General features: G+C 67.4%; 16 protein-coding genes. 6 read left to right on the forward strand and 10 right to left on the reverse strand.

The genetic code is table 11. The annotated features are described in order from the left end of the window. Positions 1-39: 39 nt before the first annotated feature. From CA606_RS09285 to CA606_RS09295, 3 genes are all read right to left on the reverse strand, one after another. Positions 40-1038, reverse strand: a complete 999-nt coding sequence (locus CA606_RS09285) for a cysteine synthase A (protein WP_096051392.1) — start codon at positions 1036-1038, stop codon at positions 40-42. Positions 1039-1214: 176 nt separating this feature from the next. Continuing rightward, the gene (locus tag CA606_RS09290; RefSeq protein WP_181242868.1) at positions 1215-2456 is read right to left on the reverse strand and encodes an SAM-dependent methyltransferase; all 1242 of its coding nucleotides are present in this window, start codon (positions 2454-2456) and stop codon (positions 1215-1217) included. A gap of 43 nt (positions 2457-2499) precedes the next feature. After that, on the reverse strand, positions 2500-3951 hold the full coding sequence (locus CA606_RS09295; RefSeq protein ID WP_096051390.1) for a cryptochrome/photolyase family protein: 1452 nt from the start codon (positions 3949-3951) through the stop codon (positions 2500-2502). A gap of 61 nt (positions 3952-4012) precedes the next feature. Between CA606_RS09295 and kdsA the strand changes: the two genes are divergently transcribed. The 5 genes from kdsA (at position 4013) to CA606_RS09320 (ending at position 9861) form a co-directional block, all read left to right on the forward strand. After that, positions 4013-4876, forward strand: a complete 864-nt coding sequence (kdsA, locus tag CA606_RS09300) for a 3-deoxy-8-phosphooctulonate synthase (RefSeq protein WP_096051389.1) — start codon at positions 4013-4015, stop codon at positions 4874-4876. Between the two features lie 2 nt (positions 4877-4878). Next, on the forward strand, positions 4879-5880 hold the full coding sequence (rfaD, locus tag CA606_RS09305) for an ADP-glyceromanno-heptose 6-epimerase (protein ID WP_096051388.1): 1002 nt from the start codon (positions 4879-4881) through the stop codon (positions 5878-5880). A 100-nt stretch (positions 5881-5980) separates the two neighbouring features. Beyond that, positions 5981-7462, forward strand: a complete 1482-nt coding sequence (locus CA606_RS09310) for a hydroxymethylglutaryl-CoA synthase family protein (protein ID WP_096051387.1) — start codon at positions 5981-5983, stop codon at positions 7460-7462. A 10-nt stretch (positions 7463-7472) separates the two neighbouring features. After that, positions 7473-8675: an acetyl-CoA acetyltransferase gene (locus CA606_RS09315; protein WP_096051386.1), complete on the forward strand. Its 1203-nt coding sequence runs from the start codon at positions 7473-7475 to the stop codon at positions 8673-8675. A 31-nt stretch (positions 8676-8706) separates the two neighbouring features. After that, complete coding sequence (locus CA606_RS09320; RefSeq protein ID WP_096051385.1) at positions 8707-9861, forward strand: DUF3089 domain-containing protein; 1155 nt, start codon at positions 8707-8709, stop codon at positions 9859-9861. Here CA606_RS09320 and CA606_RS09325 read toward each other — a convergent pair. Together CA606_RS09325 and CA606_RS09330 are read right to left on the reverse strand one after the other, a co-directional pair. Beyond that, positions 9826-10206 (reverse strand): DUF6285 domain-containing protein, encoded by a 381-nt coding sequence (locus CA606_RS09325; protein ID WP_096051384.1) that lies wholly within the window; start codon positions 10204-10206, stop codon positions 9826-9828. The genes CA606_RS09320 and CA606_RS09325 overlap by 36 nt on opposite strands. Continuing rightward, the gene (locus CA606_RS09330; protein WP_233282193.1) at positions 10203-11171 is read right to left on the reverse strand and encodes a phosphotransferase family protein; all 969 of its coding nucleotides are present in this window, start codon (positions 11169-11171) and stop codon (positions 10203-10205) included. Before CA606_RS09330 ends, CA606_RS09325 begins: the two co-directional genes overlap by 4 nt. A 111-nt stretch (positions 11172-11282) precedes the next feature. On the opposite strand from CA606_RS09330, the gene CA606_RS09335 reads away from it, so the two are divergent. After that, a complete protein-coding gene (locus CA606_RS09335) occupies positions 11283-12227 on the forward strand; it encodes a DUF808 domain-containing protein (protein ID WP_096051382.1) in 945 nt (314 codons plus the stop codon). 9 nt (positions 12228-12236) lie between these two features. Here the strand turns inward: CA606_RS09335 and recG are convergent, their stop codons facing one another. The 5 genes from recG to tcyJ form a co-directional block, all read right to left on the reverse strand. Beyond that, a complete protein-coding gene (gene recG, locus CA606_RS09340; protein ID WP_096051381.1) occupies positions 12237-14333 on the reverse strand; it encodes an ATP-dependent DNA helicase RecG in 2097 nt (698 codons plus the stop codon). Between the two features lie 153 nt (positions 14334-14486). After that, positions 14487-14789, reverse strand: coding sequence for a hypothetical protein (locus tag CA606_RS09345; protein ID WP_096051380.1), 303 nt, complete (start codon positions 14787-14789; stop codon positions 14487-14489). 66 nt (positions 14790-14855) lie between these two features. Next, on the reverse strand, positions 14856-15596 hold the full coding sequence (locus tag CA606_RS09350; RefSeq protein ID WP_096051379.1) for an amino acid ABC transporter ATP-binding protein: 741 nt from the start codon (positions 15594-15596) through the stop codon (positions 14856-14858). Further along, on the reverse strand, positions 15593-16252 hold the full coding sequence (gene tcyL / locus CA606_RS09355) for a cystine ABC transporter permease (RefSeq protein ID WP_096051378.1): 660 nt from the start codon (positions 16250-16252) through the stop codon (positions 15593-15595). Before tcyL ends, CA606_RS09350 begins: the two co-directional genes overlap by 4 nt. 4 nt (positions 16253-16256) lie before the next feature. Beyond that, on the reverse strand, positions 16257-17042 hold the full coding sequence (gene tcyJ / locus CA606_RS09360) for a cystine ABC transporter substrate-binding protein (RefSeq protein WP_096051377.1): 786 nt from the start codon (positions 17040-17042) through the stop codon (positions 16257-16259). Positions 17043-17075: the final 33 nt, after the last annotated feature.

The following is a 17075-nucleotide window of genomic DNA, read 5'->3' on the forward strand; positions in this document are numbered from 1 at the left end:
GGGGCGGGCAACATCGCCCCCGCGGGCCCCGATCGCAAGCTACATCCAGGGCGGCGTCGGCAGACCCTTTTCCTTAAGGAAGACGGGGTTGAAGAGCTTGGACTGGTAGCGCGAGCCGTGGTCGCACAGCACCGTCACGATGGTGTGGCCGGGCCCCATCGCCTTGGCCAGCTTGATCGCGCCGGCGACATTGATCCCGGCCGATCCGCCCAGGCAGAGGCCTTCGTGTTGCACGAGGTCATAGAGCACCTCCAGCATCTCCTCGTCGGAGACGCGGAACGGATCGTCGATCGCCAGCCCCTCGAGATTGGCCGTGATCCGACCCTGGCCGATGCCCTCGCTGATCGAGGAGCCTTCCGATTTCAGTTCGCCGTCCTTGTACCAGGCGTACAGCGCCGCGCCGTAGGGATCGGCCAGACCGATCCTGACGCTGGGCTTGCGTTCACGCAGCGCGGCGGCGACGCCGGCCAGCGTGCCGCCCGAGCCGACGGCGCAGATGAAGCCGTCGACCTTACCGCTTGTTTGCTCAAAGATTTCCGGGCCTGTGCTGCGATAGTGCGCGTCGCGGTTGGCGGTATTGTCGAACTGGTTGGCCCAGATCACGCCGTTCGGTTCTGTCTTGGCGAGTTCGTCGGCCAAGCGCCCGGAATAGCGGACATAGTTGTCGGGGTTGGAGTACGGGACAGCGTCCACCTCGACCAGTTCGGCGCCCAGCAACCGGATGGCGTCCTTCTTCTCCTGGCTCTGGGTGCGCGGGATGACGATGGTCGTCTTGTAGCCCAGCGCCGAGGCGACCATGGCCAGGCCGATGCCGGTGTTGCCCGCCGTGCCCTCCACGATCCGGCCGCCGGGCCTCAGCAGGCCCTTGGCCTCCGCGTCGCGAATGATCGCGAGGGCGGCGCGGTCCTTCACCGACTGTCCCGGGTTCATGAACTCGGCCTTGCCCAGGATCTCGCAGCCCGTGATCTGGCTCGCGCGAGCCAGGCGGATCAGGGGCGTGTTTCCGATCGCGTCGAGGACGCTGGGCAGGGCGGTCATGGCGATCCTCGGAGGCGGCTTGCGGATCGTTCGTAAATCGTGCCGCGAGGTCGATGCGCAACCCCAGTTTTCCTGAAGGCGCGCGACCTGAGCGGTGAAAGGCTTAGCGCGTTGAGCGGCTTATACCCTTATCCACAAGATGTCTGCGGCGCATACTAAGCCTAACGGCTTATCAACTACGCTCGGCTGAGGCCCAGCTGGATGACGTTGGTGCGTTCCGTCCGGAACCCGGCCTCGCAATAGCTGAGATAGAACCGCCACAGACGACGGAAACGCTCATCGAAGCCATCCTTGCGGATCTCGCTCCAGGCCGCCTCGAACTGGCGGGCCCATTCGGCGAGGGTATCGGCATAATTCTGACCGAAGCGCTTGAGATCGCTCCATTCCAGACCCGCTCGCTCAGTCTCTTCCTTCAGGCGCGCCTCACTAGGCAGCATGCCGCCCGGAAAGATGTAGCGCTGGATGAAATCGGTCTGGCCGCGATACTCGTCGAAAAGCTCGTCGCGGATCGTGATGATCTGCAGGCCGGCGCGGCCGCCGGGGACAAGCACGTCGCGCACCTTGCTGAAGTAGGCCGGCCAGTATTCCTCGCCCACGGCCTCGAACATCTCGATCGAGGCGACCGCGTCATAGCGGCCCTCGACATCGCGATAGTCCACCAACCGGATGTCGGCCTTTTCGGAAAGTCCCTGCTCGAACAGCCGCTTGCGGGCGAAATCGTACTGAGCCTGGGAGATGGTGATCCCGGTGACCTTGGCCCCGACCTCCTTGGCGGCGAACTCGGCGAAGCCGCCCCAGCCGCAGCCGATCTCGAGGACGTGCTTGCCCGGCGCTAGGTCGATCGTACGGGCCAGGGCCGCGTACTTGGCGCGCTGGGCCTCGGGCAGGGACTGACCCGGGCGCTCGTACAGCGCCGAGGAATAGGTCATCGTCGGGTCCAGCCACTGCGAATAGAAGCTGTTGCCGAGGTCGTAGTGGGCGTGAATGTTCTTCCGCGAGCCCGAACGGCTGTTGCGATGGAAGAGGTGGTAGAGCCCGTGAAGGGCCCGCATCAGCGGGTTGCCCGACACCAGCGCGCCCAGCTTGTCGAAGTTCAGCGAGAACGCCTCCAGGACGGCCGACAGGTCGGGGGTTTCCCACTCGCCCGCCATGAAGCCCTCGGCGAAGCCGATCGCGCCGGACGTAAAAGCCCGCCGCATGAAGTTGTAATCATTGACCTTAAGCGTTGCATCGGGGCCAGGGTTTGGCCCCGTGACCTTGAAGACCTTGCCGGTCGGAAGGATCCAGGTGATCGAGCCGGCGTCCCAGGCGCCGTCGATGACGCGCAGGGCCGCACGAAACGCCGTGGGCGCGGTTCGCAGATCAGGGTCGTTCCAGAGCGCGGTTTGCAAGTCGGGATCTCGCATGCGGTTACACACTAGTTAAGGCCGTTGGCGACCGGCTCGTAAACCCCGCGCGCGGCTAGAGGCTATGATAGGCCTCTAGCGCTCGCGCCCGCGCCAGGGCGTGGTCGACGATCGGTCGGCTATAGAGACGTTTGGCGCCGGCCGGCAGATGCAGGGGTTTAGTCCACGGCTTGTGGATAACATCGTCCGAGACGTTGCGAAGTTCCGGAACCCAGCGTCGAACATAGTCGCCCTTGGGGTCGAACTTCCCGCCTTGGGCTATGGGATTGAAGATTCGGAAGTATGGCGAGGCGTCCGCGCCGCTGCCGGCCGTCCACTGCCAATTGCCCACGTTGTTGGCGAGATCGGCGTCCAGAAGGGTGTCCCAGAACCAGGCCTCTCCCTCGCGCCAATCGATCATCAGGTGCTTGATCAGGAACGAGGCCACGATCATGCGCACGCGATTATGCATAAAGCCGGTGGTCCAGAGCTCGCGCATCCCGGCGTCGACGATCGGATAGCCGGTCTGGCCGGTCTGCCAGGCGCGCAGCGCCGCGTCGTCCTGGACCCAGGGAAAGGCGTCGAACTCGGGCTTGAAGTTGCGGCTCGGCATGTGCGGCCAATGGAACAGGATCGCGTGGTTGAACTCGCGCCAGCCCAGTTCGGAGAGAAATTTGTCAGCCTCGGCCGCCGGGATATCGCCCTGGTCGGCGGGGCCGCGGGTCGCCAGCCAGACCTGCCGCGGGCCGATCTCGCCGAAGTGCAGGTGCGGCGAGAGCTTGGACGTCGCCTCAACGCCGGGGATGTCGCGCTGGTCGCCGTAGCCCTTGACAGGTCCTTTCAGGAACGCGTCGAGCCGCGCATGGGCGCCGGCCTCGCCAGGAGTCCAGAGGTCGAAGCCCGTCGACCAGTCGGGCTTGCTGGGATGCAGCCCCCAGTCGGCCAGGCTCTCGGTCCGTGGAAGCCTGGAGGGCGCGGTCAACTGGGTGGGGGCGGGAGCGACCTCGACGAGGCCAAGCCGCTCGCGCGCCGCGCGCCAGTAGGGGGTGAAGACCTTGTAGGGCTGGCCCGAACCGTTCTGGACGGTCCAGGGCTCGTTCAGCAGGCCGGCGTTGAAGCTCTGGCAATCAACGCCCTTGTCCTTGAGTTCAGCCTTGATCGCCTTGTCGCGTGCGATGCCGGCTTCATCATACAGCCGGTTCCAGACCACCGCGTCCGCCCCGGTCTCTGCGATGAGATCGGCGAGTACACGCGCCGCCACGCCTTTGCGCAGGACGAGCCGATTGCCAAGTTTCTCAAGGTCTTGGGCGAGGCTCTTCAGCGACTTGTCCAGCCACCACAGCGACGCGCCGCCCATGGGGCGCACGCCGGGCGTCTCGTCGAGGATATAGAGCAAGATGACCGGACGACCGGTCAGCGCGGCATGGCGCAGGGCCGGATTGTCGGCTATGCGCAGGTCCTTGCGAAACCACACGATGACGGCGCCAGAGCCCGCCTTGCTGTCGCCAGAGTCGTTCCGCACTTGCACCGTCTCGTCCCAAGGGTCACCTCTGGGGCGCCCGAAGCCCTAATACGCTGGAATAGCCGCCGTGGATCAGCCGAAAGCCGTCGCCCCCAACGCCGTCGTCGAGATCAAGACTCCGACCGGCGCTCCCGTTCGCATCGGCAACGGCGAGAAGCTGTCGATCATCGCCGGCCCCTGCCAGATGGAAAGCCGCCAGCATGCGCTGGAAACGGCGCACGCGTTGAAGGAGATGGCCGCGCGTCTCGGCGTTGGGCTGATCTACAAGACCTCGTACGATAAGGCCAACCGTACCTCGGCCAACGCCCAGCGGGGCATCGGTCTGAAGGACAGCCTGGCGATCTTCCAGGAGATTCGCGAGGGCACCGGCCTGCCGACCCTGACCGACGTGCACGAGACCAGCCACTGTCCGATCGTGGCCGAGGCCGTCGACGTCATCCAGATCCCGGCCTTCCTCTGCCGCCAGACCGATCTCTTGTTGGCCGCCGCCGCGACGGGCCGCGCGATCAACATCAAGAAGGGGCAGTTCCTGGCGCCGTGGGACATGAAGAACGTGATCGCCAAGGTCACGGGCGCGGGCAACCCGAACGTGATGGCCTGCGAGCGCGGCGCCTCGTTCGGCTACAACACCCTGGTCAGCGACATGCGCGCCCTGCCGATCATGAAAGAGATCGGTTGCCCGGTGGTGTTCGATGCGACCCACAGCGTCCAGCAGCCGGGCGGGCAGGGCACGTCCTCGGGCGGCCAGCGCGAGTTCGTGCCGACCCTGGCGCGCGCCGCCGTCGCCGTCGGCGTGGCCTGCGTCTTCATCGAGACCCACCCCGATCCCGACAACGCGCCGTCCGACGGCCCGAACATGGTGCCAATGAACCAGTTCGAGGCCCTGGTCGCCAACCTGCTGCGCTATGACGCCCTGACCAAGGCGGCCTGAGCATGAGCCGCCGCATCGTTCTGGTCACCGGCGGCGCCGGCTTCATCGGTTCGAACATCGTCGCGCGGCTCTGCGAAGATCCGGCGCTGGATGTCGTGGTCTGCGATCGCCTGCGCGATGCGGCCAGCGGCAAGTGGCGCAACATCGCCAAGCACCCGGTCGCCGATTTCGTTGCGCCCGAGCAGCTGTTCGACTGGCTCGCTAAGCGCGGCGCCGAGGTCGAGCTCGTGATCCACATGGGCGCTGTCTCGTCGACCACGGAGGTCGACGCGGACAAGATCGTGCAGTCCAACTTCGTCCTGTCACGGGACCTGTGGGACTGGTGCGCCCAGCACGGCAAGCGGCTGATATACGCCTCCTCGGCGGCCACCTATGGCGACGGCGCGCTGGGTTTCGACGGCGAGGACGATCTGGTCTCTCTAAAGGCCCTGCGTCCGCTGAACGCCTATGGCTGGTCCAAGGCTCTGTTCGACATCTACGCCGTGCGCGAGGCCCAGCGTGGCCGCGCGCCGGCCCAGTGGGCGGGGCTCAAGTTCTTCAACGTCTATGGCCCCAACGAGGACCATAAGGCCGGCATGAAGTCGGTGGTGGCCCAGATCTGGCCGCGCATCGCGGCTGGCGAGGGCGTGAAGCTCTTCAAGTCGCATCACCCGGACTACGAGGACGGCGGTCAGCTGCGCGACTTCGTCTATGTCCGCGACGTGGTCGACGTCATCGGCTGGCTGGCTGGGAGCCCCGCCGTGAACGGCGTCTTCAACCTCGGCTCGGGCCAGGCGCGCTCGTTCCGGGATCTGGCCGTCGCCACCTTCGAGGCCGCGGGCCGCAAGCCCGACATCACCTATATCGACATGCCTGAGGTGCTGCGCGGCAAATACCAGTACTACACCCAGGCCGATATGAGCCGCCTGCGCGCCGCCGGCTACGACGCGCCGATGACCGCGCTGGAAGACGGCGTGGCCGACTATGTGGCCGGCTATCTGAACACCGACGACCCCTACCGGTGAGCGTGGTCCGCTAACGTCGGGGCACGGTTGCCGTCCATTTCCGCGAGCGTAAGCTGAACGCCGATAAGTCGGGTTCAGCCCGGCAGGCAGGGAGCGAGAAATGGTCGGCATCGCCGCCTGGGGCGCCTATGCGCCGCGATTGCGTTTGAGCCGGAAGGCCGTGACCGAGGCCAACGCCTGGGTCGCACCCAACCTCAAGGCCAAGGGCAAGGGCGAGCGGTCCATGGCCAATTGGGACGAGGACGCCCTGACCATGGCGGTCGAGGCGGCGCGCGACGCGCTTGGGTCCGATGACGATCGCTCGCACATCGACAGCCTCTATTTCGCCTCGACGACCGCGCCGTTCGCTGACCGCCTGAACGCAGGCGTCGTGTCGGCCGCGCTCACCCTGGAAAAGTCGATCACCGCCAGCGACGTGACGGGCTCGCAGCGTTGCGGGCTGACGGCGCTGGGGCAGGCGCTCGCAGCCGGCGGAACCGCGTTGGTCGCGGTGGGCGAGCACCGCAAGGCGCGCGCCGTGTCGGCCCAGGAGCTGGACTTCGGCGACGGCGCGGCCGCCTTCGTGATCTCCGACGGTCCCGGCGCAGCCGAGTTCCTGGGGCGCGGCAGCGTCACCGACGACTTCGTCGACCACTTCCGGGGCGATGACGGCGGCTTCGACTACTACTGGGAAGAGCGGTGGATCCGTGACGAGGGGATCGTCAAGCTGGTTCCGCCGGCGGTCCGCAAGGCGCTGGAGGTTTCGGGGCTAAGCGCCTCGGATATCGATCATTTCTGCTTCCCGTCTACGTTCGCGGGCATGGCCGCCACCGTGGCCAAGTCGGTCGGGATCAAGCCTGAGGCGGTTCGCGACAACCTCGCCGCCGTCATGGGCGAGGCCGGCTGCGCGCATGGCCCGATCATGCTGGCCCATGCGTTGGAGCAGGCCAAGGCCGGCGAGGTCATCCTGGTCGCCCAATTCGGCCAAGGCGCCGAGGCCCTGGTGTTCCGGGCCACCGGCGAGGGAACGCGCCCGGCGCGCGGCGTGACGGGGTCTTTGGCTGATCGAGAAGTCGAGACCAACTATCTGAAATTCCTTACTTTCAACGGCCTTGTTGACTGGGAGAAGGGGATGCGGGCCGAGAAGGACAACAAGACGGCCCTGACCACCCTCTATCGCAACAAGGACATGATCCTGGGCCTGGTGGGCGGCCGTTGTCGCGAGACCGGCGTCATCCAGTTCCCGCGCACCCGCATCTCGGTGGCGCCGAACAATCCCGCCGTCGACACCCAGGAGCCGTACAAGTTCGCCGAGCGACGCGCGAGCATTCTCAGCTACTCTGCGGATTATCTTACGTTTTCGATGGCTCCGCCGAACCACTACGGCATGGTCGTCTTCGACGGCGGCGGGCGGATCATGATGGACATCACCGACGTGTCGCCGGGCGACGTCGAGACCGGCCTTCCGGTGCGGATGGTGTTCCGCATCAAGGAAGTCGACGAGAAGCGCGGCTTCGTCCGCTACTTCTGGAAGGCGACGCCCGACCGCGCCGCCATCGCCGCTCAATCTGCTCAATCCACAAAAATTCAGGCCGCCGAATAGGGAGACCGACATGCCTCAAGGTATTCGCGACAAGGTCGCCATTCTCGGGATGGGCTGTTCCAAGTTCGGCGAGCGCTGGGACGCCGGTCCTGACGACCTGATGGTCGAGGCCTATCTGGAGGCCATGCAGGACGCCGGTATCGAGCCGACCCAGCTGGACGCCGCCTGGTTCTCGACCCACATCGACGAGATCGGTTCGGGCAAGGGCGGTACGCCGCTGTCCATCGCCCTGCGTCTGCCCAACATCGCCGTCACCCGCGTCGAGAACTTCTGCGCCTCGGGTTCGGAAGCCTTCCGTGGCGCGGTCTACGCCGTGGCGGCCGGCGCGGCCGACATCGCCCTGGCGGTCGGGGTCGAGAAGCTGAAGGACACCGGCTATGGCGGTCTGCCGGTCGCCAACCCCGGCACGCTGAGCCCGCAGGTGATGCCCAATGGCTCGGCCCCCGGCAATTTCGCCCAGCTGGCCAGCGCCTACCGCGCCAAGCACGGCGTCTCCAAGGAAGACCTCAAGCGGGCCATCGCCCACGTTTCGGTCAAGAGCCACGCCAACGGCGCCAAGAACCCCAAGGCCCACCTGCGCAAGCCGATCACCGAGGAGCAGGCCCTGAACGCGCCGCTGATCGCCGAGCCCTTGGGCCTGTTCGATTGCTGCGGCGTGTCGGACGGCGCGGCGGCCGCGATCGTCACCACGCCGGAGATCGCCCGCGCGCTGGGCAAGCACGACCTGGTCACGGTCAAGGCTCTGCAGCTGTCGGTCTCGAACGGCTACGAGAGCCAGTACAACGGCTGGGACGGCAGCCACTTCCACACCGCCCGCATCGCCGCCGGCAAGGCCTATCGCGAGGCCGGCATCGAGCGCCCGCGCGAGCAGATCTCGATGATGGAGGTGCACGACTGCTTCTCGGTCACCGAGCTGGTGACGATGGAGGACCTCTTTATCTCGCCCGAGGGCCAGGGCTGGCGCGACGTACTGGACGGCTTCTACGACGCCGACGGCGGCGTGCCGTGCCAGATCGACGGCGGTCTGAAGTGCTTCGGTCACCCGATCGGCGCGTCGGGCCTGCGGATGCTCTACGAGATGTATCTGCAGCTGCAAGGTCGCGCCGGCGAGCGACAGTTGACCAACCCGGTTTTCGGCATGACCCATAACCTGGGTGGCGCGCCGGCCAGCAATGTCTGCTCGGTCGCCATCATCGGCCAGGAAGGGGCTTAAAGCCGCACAAGGCTTGGTGTAACCCAGGCGCATGGGCGGTTCGTTCACGGGCTTCAAACGCTGGATCTTCGCAGGGGTGGCGCTGTTCCTGGCGCTGCTTCTCGCGGCGGCCTTCATCTGGCGCTACGACATCCTCAGCAACGCGCTGGACCCCAAGGTCCCGTTCCTGACCTACAAGCCGCCGCCCGCGCCGGACTACGGCAAGCGGGAGGCCTGGGCGCTATTGCCGGCCCGCGCCGAGGCGCCGGGCGCGGGCGACCCGCCGGTCGACGTGTTCTTCGTTCATCCCACGACCTTCGACGGTGGGCGTGACTGGAATGGCGGCATAGACCAGCCCAAGGCGCAGCGCTTCCTGGCCAGGGTGGTGCTTCCCAACTACGCCGGACCGTTCGAGCGCGTCGGGCGGCTGTTCGCCCCGCGCTATCGGCAGGCTAGCCTCTACACCTACCTGACCCTGCGCGATGACGCCCGCGACGCCCGCCGCTTCGCCTATGGCGACGTGCTTCAGGCCTTCCGGGCCTATGTCGCGCGCTACGGTCAGGACCGCTCCTTTGTGATCGTCGGGGTCGAGCAGGGCGGCTCGATGGTCGCGCGGTTGCTGCGCGAGGAGATCGCCGGCAAGCCCGAGCTCAAGCGCCGCCTAGTGGCGGCCTATCTGATCGAGACCATCGTCCCCGCTGACGAGTACGGCGCGGGCGCGCCCTTGGCCGCGTGTCGGGACCGTGGACGGACCGGCTGCGTCGCCGCCTGGGCCTCGGCCCAGGAAGGCGACTTCCGCGCGGCGCAGGAGCTGATCGGACGCTCCCTGGTCTGGGACGGGGCGGACCAACTGGTGAACCTCGAGCATCGCCAGCCGCTGTGCTTCAACCCTCTGCTGGGCGCTGTTACGACCGAGCGCGCGCCGGCGCGCATGAACCTGGGCGCGGCCAACGCGACGGGCCTCGACTGGGGCGCCCGCCCGGCCTTCCTGCAGCGTCAGGTCTCGGCGCGGTGCGAGAACGGGCTGCTGCGCACCAGCCGGCCCAAGTCCAACGCGCTCCGTGACACGGGGTCCTGGGCGGACCGGCGCAAGGTCGACGCGTTCAACCTGTTCTACGCCGACATCGAGGCCGACGCCCTGGCGCGCGCCGAGGCCAGGATCGGTCGGCCCTTAAGCCCGGTCGCCGGCGTCGAGCAAGGCGGCTAGGCCCCCGTACTGCGGCTGGTCGATCGCGATCTGGGCGATCGCCGTCTCCCGAAGATGCGCCAGGACCCGGGCGTCCAGCGGCGCGAGCCGGCCGGCTTCCAGCGCGTCACAAAGCCGGGCGTTGAGCGTCTCGACGTCGTCAGTTTCGCCCAGCAAACCCACCAGGCGCTCGGTGGCCTCGGCCTCTAGCCTGGCGCCATGCGCGGCTTCACGCGCCAGGATGGCGCGCGCGTTGTCGGCCACGCGGGAGAGGAAGACGTGGCGAGCGTCGCCGGGCGACGCCGCTTCGGCGTCGAATGCGGCGACCGCTTGGCCAAGTTCGGCGGCGGTTGGATGGGTGATCACGCCGCTTGCTCCATCAAGGTCACGAGATCGATCTCGGCTTCGCTGGTGCGCCTCCCGATCATCGCGCGCTCGATCGAGCGGTCCGCGCCGGTGGCGAAGCTCTGGTACATCATCAGACACATCACCGCCCATTTCAGCGAGCCAAGCGCCTGCCAGAACCGGACGCGATCCAGCGCTATGTCGCCGCCATAGCCGGCCAGGAGTTCGTCATAGTCGCCAAAGCCGCCCACCGGCTTGCGCCATTCGCCGAACCGCCACGAATTGACGCAGATCCAGCCCAGGTCCTCGGCGGGATCGCCCAGATGCGCCAGCTCCCAGTCGAGCACGCCAACCAAGCCATGGTCCGGATGGATCATCAGGTTGCCGTTTCGGAAGTCGCCATGAACCAGCACCGGACGCTCGGGCGGCGGTGGCGCGGCGGCGCCAAGCCAGCGGAAGGCCGCCTCCAGGATGGGACGACGCGCGGCCAGCTCGCGATACACCCCCTCGTAGCGCGCCAGCTCGCCACGGGCGTCCGAGGTCGCCAAGGGCGGTAGGCCGTCTGTCGGCGTCGCGTGGATTTGGGCCAGGACATGGCCGCAGCGGCGCGCCAGACCCGGACGAACCGTGGCGAAGGCGTCATCGCGGACGATGCGGCGACCCAGGGTTTCGCCCTCGAGCCGGAGCATGACATAGGCCTCGCCGAGATGATCCTCAGGCTCACAGATGTGGGCGACGCCTGGGGTCGGAGCGCCGGAGGCCGCCGCCGCGCGGATCAGCGCGGCTTCGGACGCCAAGGGCAAGGCCGTCTCGCGGGGCAGGGCGCCGTCCGGCCGGCGACGCAGGATCAAAGGCGTGCCGTCGCTCAGATCGAAGGCCCAGGTCTCAAGGCTTGCGCCGCCTGACAGCCGTCGCGCGTTACGGGCTCCGGTCGCGGCCGGCGACAGGCGAGGGGCGAGCAGGTTAAGGGCTGTTACGACGTCCATGGTCGGATGGTTCCTGTCTTCACCCAGCGTCACGCAAGAGCCTGCGCACTTTACGGCGGAGCCGGCGCGCCTTACCCACGGCTGGCTCACGCGATTGAAACAGGATCTCCCATGCCCTCCGGCCTCGCCGCGCTGCTCGATGACGTCGCGGCTATCACCAAGCTCGCCGCCGCCTCGATGGACGATGTCGGCGCCGCCGCCGGGAAGGCTGGAACCAAGGCCGTGGGCGTGGTGGTCGATGACGCTGCGGTGACGCCGGGCTACGCCATGGGCTTCACCCCCGATCGGGAGTTGCCGATCGTCTGGAAGATCGCGGTGGGCTCGCTGCGCAACAAGCTGATCTTCCTGCTGCCAGGGGCTCTGCTGCTATCGGCCTTCGCGCCCTGGGCGGTGACACCGATCCTGATGGTCGGCGGCGCCTACCTTGCTTTCGAGGCCACTGAGAAGGTGCTGGAGGCGTTCACGCCCCAGGCCGAGGGCGAAGCGATTGAGGAACTGGCGCTGAGCGGTCCCGAGCTCGAGAAACAGAAGGTCGATGGGGCGATCCGCACCGACCTGATCCTGTCTGGCGAGATCATGGCGATTGCTCTGGCCGAGGTCGCCCATCTCAGCCTGCCGATGCAGGCTGGGGCGCTGGCCTTGGTCGGCGTGCTGCTGACCGTGGTGGTCTATGGCGCGGTGGCGCTGATCGTGAAGATGGACGACATTGGTCTTCACCTGTCCCGCCGTCAGAACAAGGGCGCTCAAGCTTTCGGGCGCGGCCTCGTTAAGGCCATGCCGGTGACCATGGAGGCCCTGACCGTGATCGGTACGGCGGCCATGCTGTGGGTCGGCGGCGGCATCATCGTGCACGGCCTGGAACACTTCCACCTGACGCCCATCCCGCACTGGGTGGAGGGCCTTTCGCATTGGGCCGGGCAGGCGCCAGTCGTGGGGGGGCTGACGGGCTGGCTAGCCTTCGCCCTGGGATCCGCCGTCGTTGGTCTGGCCATCGGCGGCGTGCTGGCGGGCCTGATGCACCTTTGGCATCACCGCAAGGGCGCAGCGGCGCACTGACCGCTTCGCCTAACCGGCCTCGTTCAGCGTCGAGGTCGGCTTCCAGTCGAACAGTTCCTGCAGCGCGCGCACGGCTTGACCGCGCGGCGAGGTGAGATCCGGATCGCGGGCCAGAATGAGGCGGGCGTCGTCGGCGGCGACAGCGATCAGGTCGCGGTGCGCGACGGGATCGGCCAGGCGATACGCCGGGAAGCCGCTCTGTTTCAGGCCCAGCGGATCGCCGCCGCCACGCAGTTCCAGGTCCTTCTCGGCGATCTCGAAGCCGTCGTCGCTGCGCCGCAGGATGTCGAGACGCTGCTGGGCCACCTCTGACAGGGGCGGGTCATAGAGCAGCACGCAAGAGCTCTCGCGCGTGCCCCGGCCCACCCGCCCGCGCAGTTGGTGCAGCTGCGCCAGACCAAAGCGGTCGGCGTGCTCGATGACCATGATGCTGGCGTTGGGCACGTTCACGCCGACCTCGACCACCGTGGTGGCGACCAGCACGCTGACCTCGCCGTCGACGAAGCGCTGCATGACCGCATCCTTCTCGGCCGGCGGCATCTGTCCGTGGACGAGGCCGACGCCCGGCAGGTGCTGGGCGAGGTCGGCGGCGCGGTCCTCGGCGGCGCGCAGGTCGACCTTGTCGGACTCCGACACCAGCGGACAGATCCAGAAGGCCTGGGCGCCGCCGGCGATCGCGCCGCGCAGGCGCTCGACGATCTCAGGGACGCGAGGCGTGGGCGCGGCGCGGGTGGCCACCGGCGTGCGGCCCGGCGGCTTTTCGTCGATGCGCGAGACGTCTAGATCCCCAAAGACGGTGAGTTCCAGGGTGCGGGGGATCGGCGTGGCGGACATGGCCAGCAGATGAACGCCCCAATCTTCGCCGGAGGGGCCCTTGTCCTGCAGGCGGCGGCGTTCATTGACGCCAAAGCGGTGTTGCTCGTCGATGATGGTCAAGGCCAAGGCCTTGAAGGCGACGTCGTCCTGGAAGAGAGCGTGGGTGCCAACGGCGATATGATGCGCGCCCGAAGCGAGGCCGGCGAGCTTTGCGGCGCGGCCGGCGCCCTTGTCGCGGCCCGTGAGCAAGATCACCGACAGGCCCAAGGCCTCAAGCGGCGCGGCGATGGTCTCGAAATGCTGGCGGGCCAGGATCTCGGTCGGGGCCATCAGAGCCGACTGCAGGCCAGCGCTGGCCGCGTCCGCCATGGCCAGCATGGCGACCACCGTCTTGCCCGAGCCCACATCGCCCTGCAGCAGACGGCTCATCCGCTCGCCGGAAGCCAGATCGCCGCGAATCTCGGATAGCGCCCGGATCTGCGCGCCCGTCAGCTTGAAGGGCAGAGCCTTTTCCGCCGCCTCGGACAACGGACCCGCCGGAATGCGCGGTCCCGGGTGTGAGCGGCGGGCGGCCTTGCGCTGGGCCAGCGCCAGTTGGTGCGCCAGGAGCTCGTCATAGGCCAGGCGTCGGCGCGGACGCGCCAGAGGCGACAGGTCGGCCTCGCTGGTCGGCGCATGGAGCGCCGCCAGGGCCTGGCGCCAGCTTGGCAGTTTCTCCCGGTCCAGCCAGGCGGCGTCCTGCCACTCGGCGAGCTTGGGCGCGCGCTCCAGCGACTCCAGCGCGAACTTGCGGAACGTCCGCGAGGGCAGCCCCTGTGTGGCGGGATAGACGGTCTCGACGAGGGGAATGTCGCCGGCCTTCTCCTCGGCGACGATGTAGTCGGGATGGGCGATCTGTAGTTCAGAGGCGAAGCCTTCGGGCCGCTCGACCTTGCCGCTGACCGCGCGGCGCGCGCCCTTGGGGTGCTGGCGCTCCAGGTGCGGCCCGTGACCCTTGAACCAGACCAGGGTCAGAAACCCCGTGCCGTCCCAGGCTCGGATCTTCCAGGGCTGACCCAGGCGATGTGGCGGCTGATGGCCGTCGATCGTCACCAGGAAGGTCTGGACCTGGTTCTCGACGGCCTGGTCAACCGTCGTGGTCGTCCGCCGGATCAGGCCTGTAGGGGCGGTGAACAGCACATCGCGTACGATCGGCCCCGCCAGCCTTTCGACCAGCGGCGCGACGCGTGGGCCCACGCCCTTGAGCGTGGAGACCGACGTGAACAGGGGAAAGAGAATCTCCGGGCGCATGCCTTGCGACCATAGCCGCGCCGGCCGCGGCGCGGCGAGCCTAGAGCGCGTTAGGTTTACGTATGAGCGGTCAAACTGCTCGAGCGCGCTCTAAGTCTATGAATTAGAGCCTGTTTATCTAGTTTAGATGATCCCATCTAAACCAGACAGGCTCTAGTCGGCTTGATTCATCACGGGCTGAAGCGCGATGACGAGGTCGGAATACTCGTCCGCTCGCGAGGCCCCGGAGACATTCAGGCGCGTGTAGAGCCCGGCCGCGCCATGGCGAGCGGAGGCTTCCGACCACCGCGCCTTAGCGTCGATCAAGTTGTTGGCCTGTCCAGCGAACACGACCGCGCCGTTGGCGTCGAGATAGACGAAGTTCCCGGCGATTGTGGTTCCGGGTTCGCCGTTCTCGGCCAGCTTGTAACGGTAAACGGCGCCCGAGGCGCCCTTGAGTTCGATGTAAGGCTTCACGCAGTCCTCGCCATTAAGAGCCACCCGGCGTCGGCGGCCAGGTCCTGAAGCGTCCCGTAGGCCAAATTATGGCTGCAGAACGCCCGATCTGGCTAGGAACCGTCGGGTCCGCTCTTCGCGCGGCGAGGCGAGGAGCTGGCGGGAAGGTCCTTGCTCTACGATCACGCCGCCGTCCATGAAAATCGTCCGCTCGGCCACGTCTCTGGCGAAATCCATCTGGTGGGTGACGATCACCATCGTGCGCTTTTCCGCTGCCAGATCCCGGATGACGGCCAGGACTTCGCCGACCAGTTCGGGGTCGAGCGCGGACGTCGGTTCGTCAAACAGAATCACCTCGGGGTCCATCGCCAGGGCCCGGGCGATGGCGCAGCGTTGCTGCTGACCGCCCGACAACGCGGCGGGATAGGCGTCGGCGCGATCCGACAGCCCAACCTTTTCCAGCAGCGCCAGCCCCTTGGCGCGCGCCTTGGCCGCGTCTTCCTTGCGCACGACGATCGGGCCTTCGATCACGTTCTCCAGCGCCGTCCGGTGCGGAAACAGGTTGAAGCTCTGGAAGACGAACCCGACCCGGCCGTTCAGCGCCTTGGCCAACGGCGTCTTGGCGCCGGCGGTGACGCCCGCGATCGTCAGGTGGCCGCCATTCAGGGGCTCAAGACCGGCGAGGCATCGCAAGAGGGTGCTCTTGCCCGAGCCGCTGGGGCCGATGATGGCGACCACTTCTCCGGGGATGACGGTCAGGTCGACGCCCGCCAGGACGGGGGTGTCGCCGAAGCTCTTTTTAAGGGACTTGGCGTCGATCGCGCTCATCGGCGGCCCTCCGCGGCGCGGCGTTCAAGCCGAGTCTGGACGGCGGCCAGGATCGTGGAGAGGATCCAGTAGATCGCCGCCGCGGCCAGATACATGGTGAAGATCTCGTAGGTCCGCGCGGTGATCAGCTGCGCCTGTCGGAACAGCTCCGGCACCTGGATGGTCGCGGCCAGCGAGGTGTCCTTCACCAGGCTGATGAAGCTGTTCGAGAGGGGCGCGACGGCGGTGCGCGCCGCCTGGGGCAGGATCACGCGGCGCAGGGCCTGGCCACGGCTCATGCCCAGCACGCTGGCGGCTTCCCACTGGCCCTTGTCGACGGCGGCGATGGCGCTGCGCAGGATCTCGCAGCTATAGGCGGCCACGTTCAGCGAGAAGCCGATGCCCGCCGCTAGGAGGGGCGGCATCTCGATCCCAAGCTCGGGCAGGCCATAGTAGATCAGGAACAGTTGGACCAGCAGCGGCGTGCCTCGAAAGGCCGACACATAGACAGCCGCCGGCCATCTCAGCAGCGCCGAACGCGACAGGCGCATCAGGGCCAGGACGAAGCCGAGGGCTACCCCGATGCTCATCCCGATGACGCTGAGGATGATCGTATAGCCCGCGCCCTTCAGCAGGAGCGGGGCGGACTGGCGCAGCAGGTCTAGGCCGGTGTCCATGGCGCTATTGGGTGACGTCCATGCCAAACCAGGTTTGCGAGATCGCGGCCAGTTTGCCGTTGGCTCGCAGGGCGTCGATGGCCTGGTTGATCACGGCCTTCAGGCCCGGATCCTTCTTCATGGCGACGCCCGAGCCTTGCGCGGCGAAGGGCTGGCCCGAGGCGACGAACTCCGGGGAGGTTTTCACGAAGTCGGCGGCGACCAGACGATCGTTCAGCACGGCGTCGATGCGACCCGCGCGCAGATCCTGATACTTGGTGGGGTCGTCCTCGTAGCTGCGGACGTCCGCCGTGGGCACGTTGGCGCGGAGCCACTGCTCGTAGTTCGTGCCGAGGCCGACGCCCACCTTCTTGCCCGCGAGGTCCTCGGGCTTGCTGGGCGCAGGCTTGCCCTTGAGCGCGATGATCTGGATGCCTGACACGGTGTAGGGCTCGGAGAAGTCGTACTTGGCCTGACGATCCGGCGTGATGGTGATCTGATTGATCACCACGTCGACGCGGCCGGACTCCAGCGAGCCCAGCAGCCCGGCGAAGGGCGCCGGGCTGAACTCGACCGTCAGGCCCAGCTGCTCGGCGAGGGCCTTGGCGAAATCGACCTCAAAACCCGCCAACTGGCCGGACTTGTCCTGAAAGTTGAACGGCGGGTAGGTGCCCTCAAGGCCCACGCGCAGCTTGCCCGAGGCCTTGATCCGATCCCAGCCGCTGGCGCCGGCCTCGGGCTGCTTGCCGCAGGCGGCGAGCAGGGCGAGGCCAAGACCGGAGATGACGGCGCGGCGGGCAGGGAATCGCATTGAAGAACCTTACGGCGAAACAATCCCGCGCAT

This window comes from Caulobacter vibrioides (genome assembly GCF_002310375.3).
Lineage (GTDB): Bacteria > Pseudomonadota > Alphaproteobacteria > Caulobacterales > Caulobacteraceae > Caulobacter > Caulobacter vibrioides_D.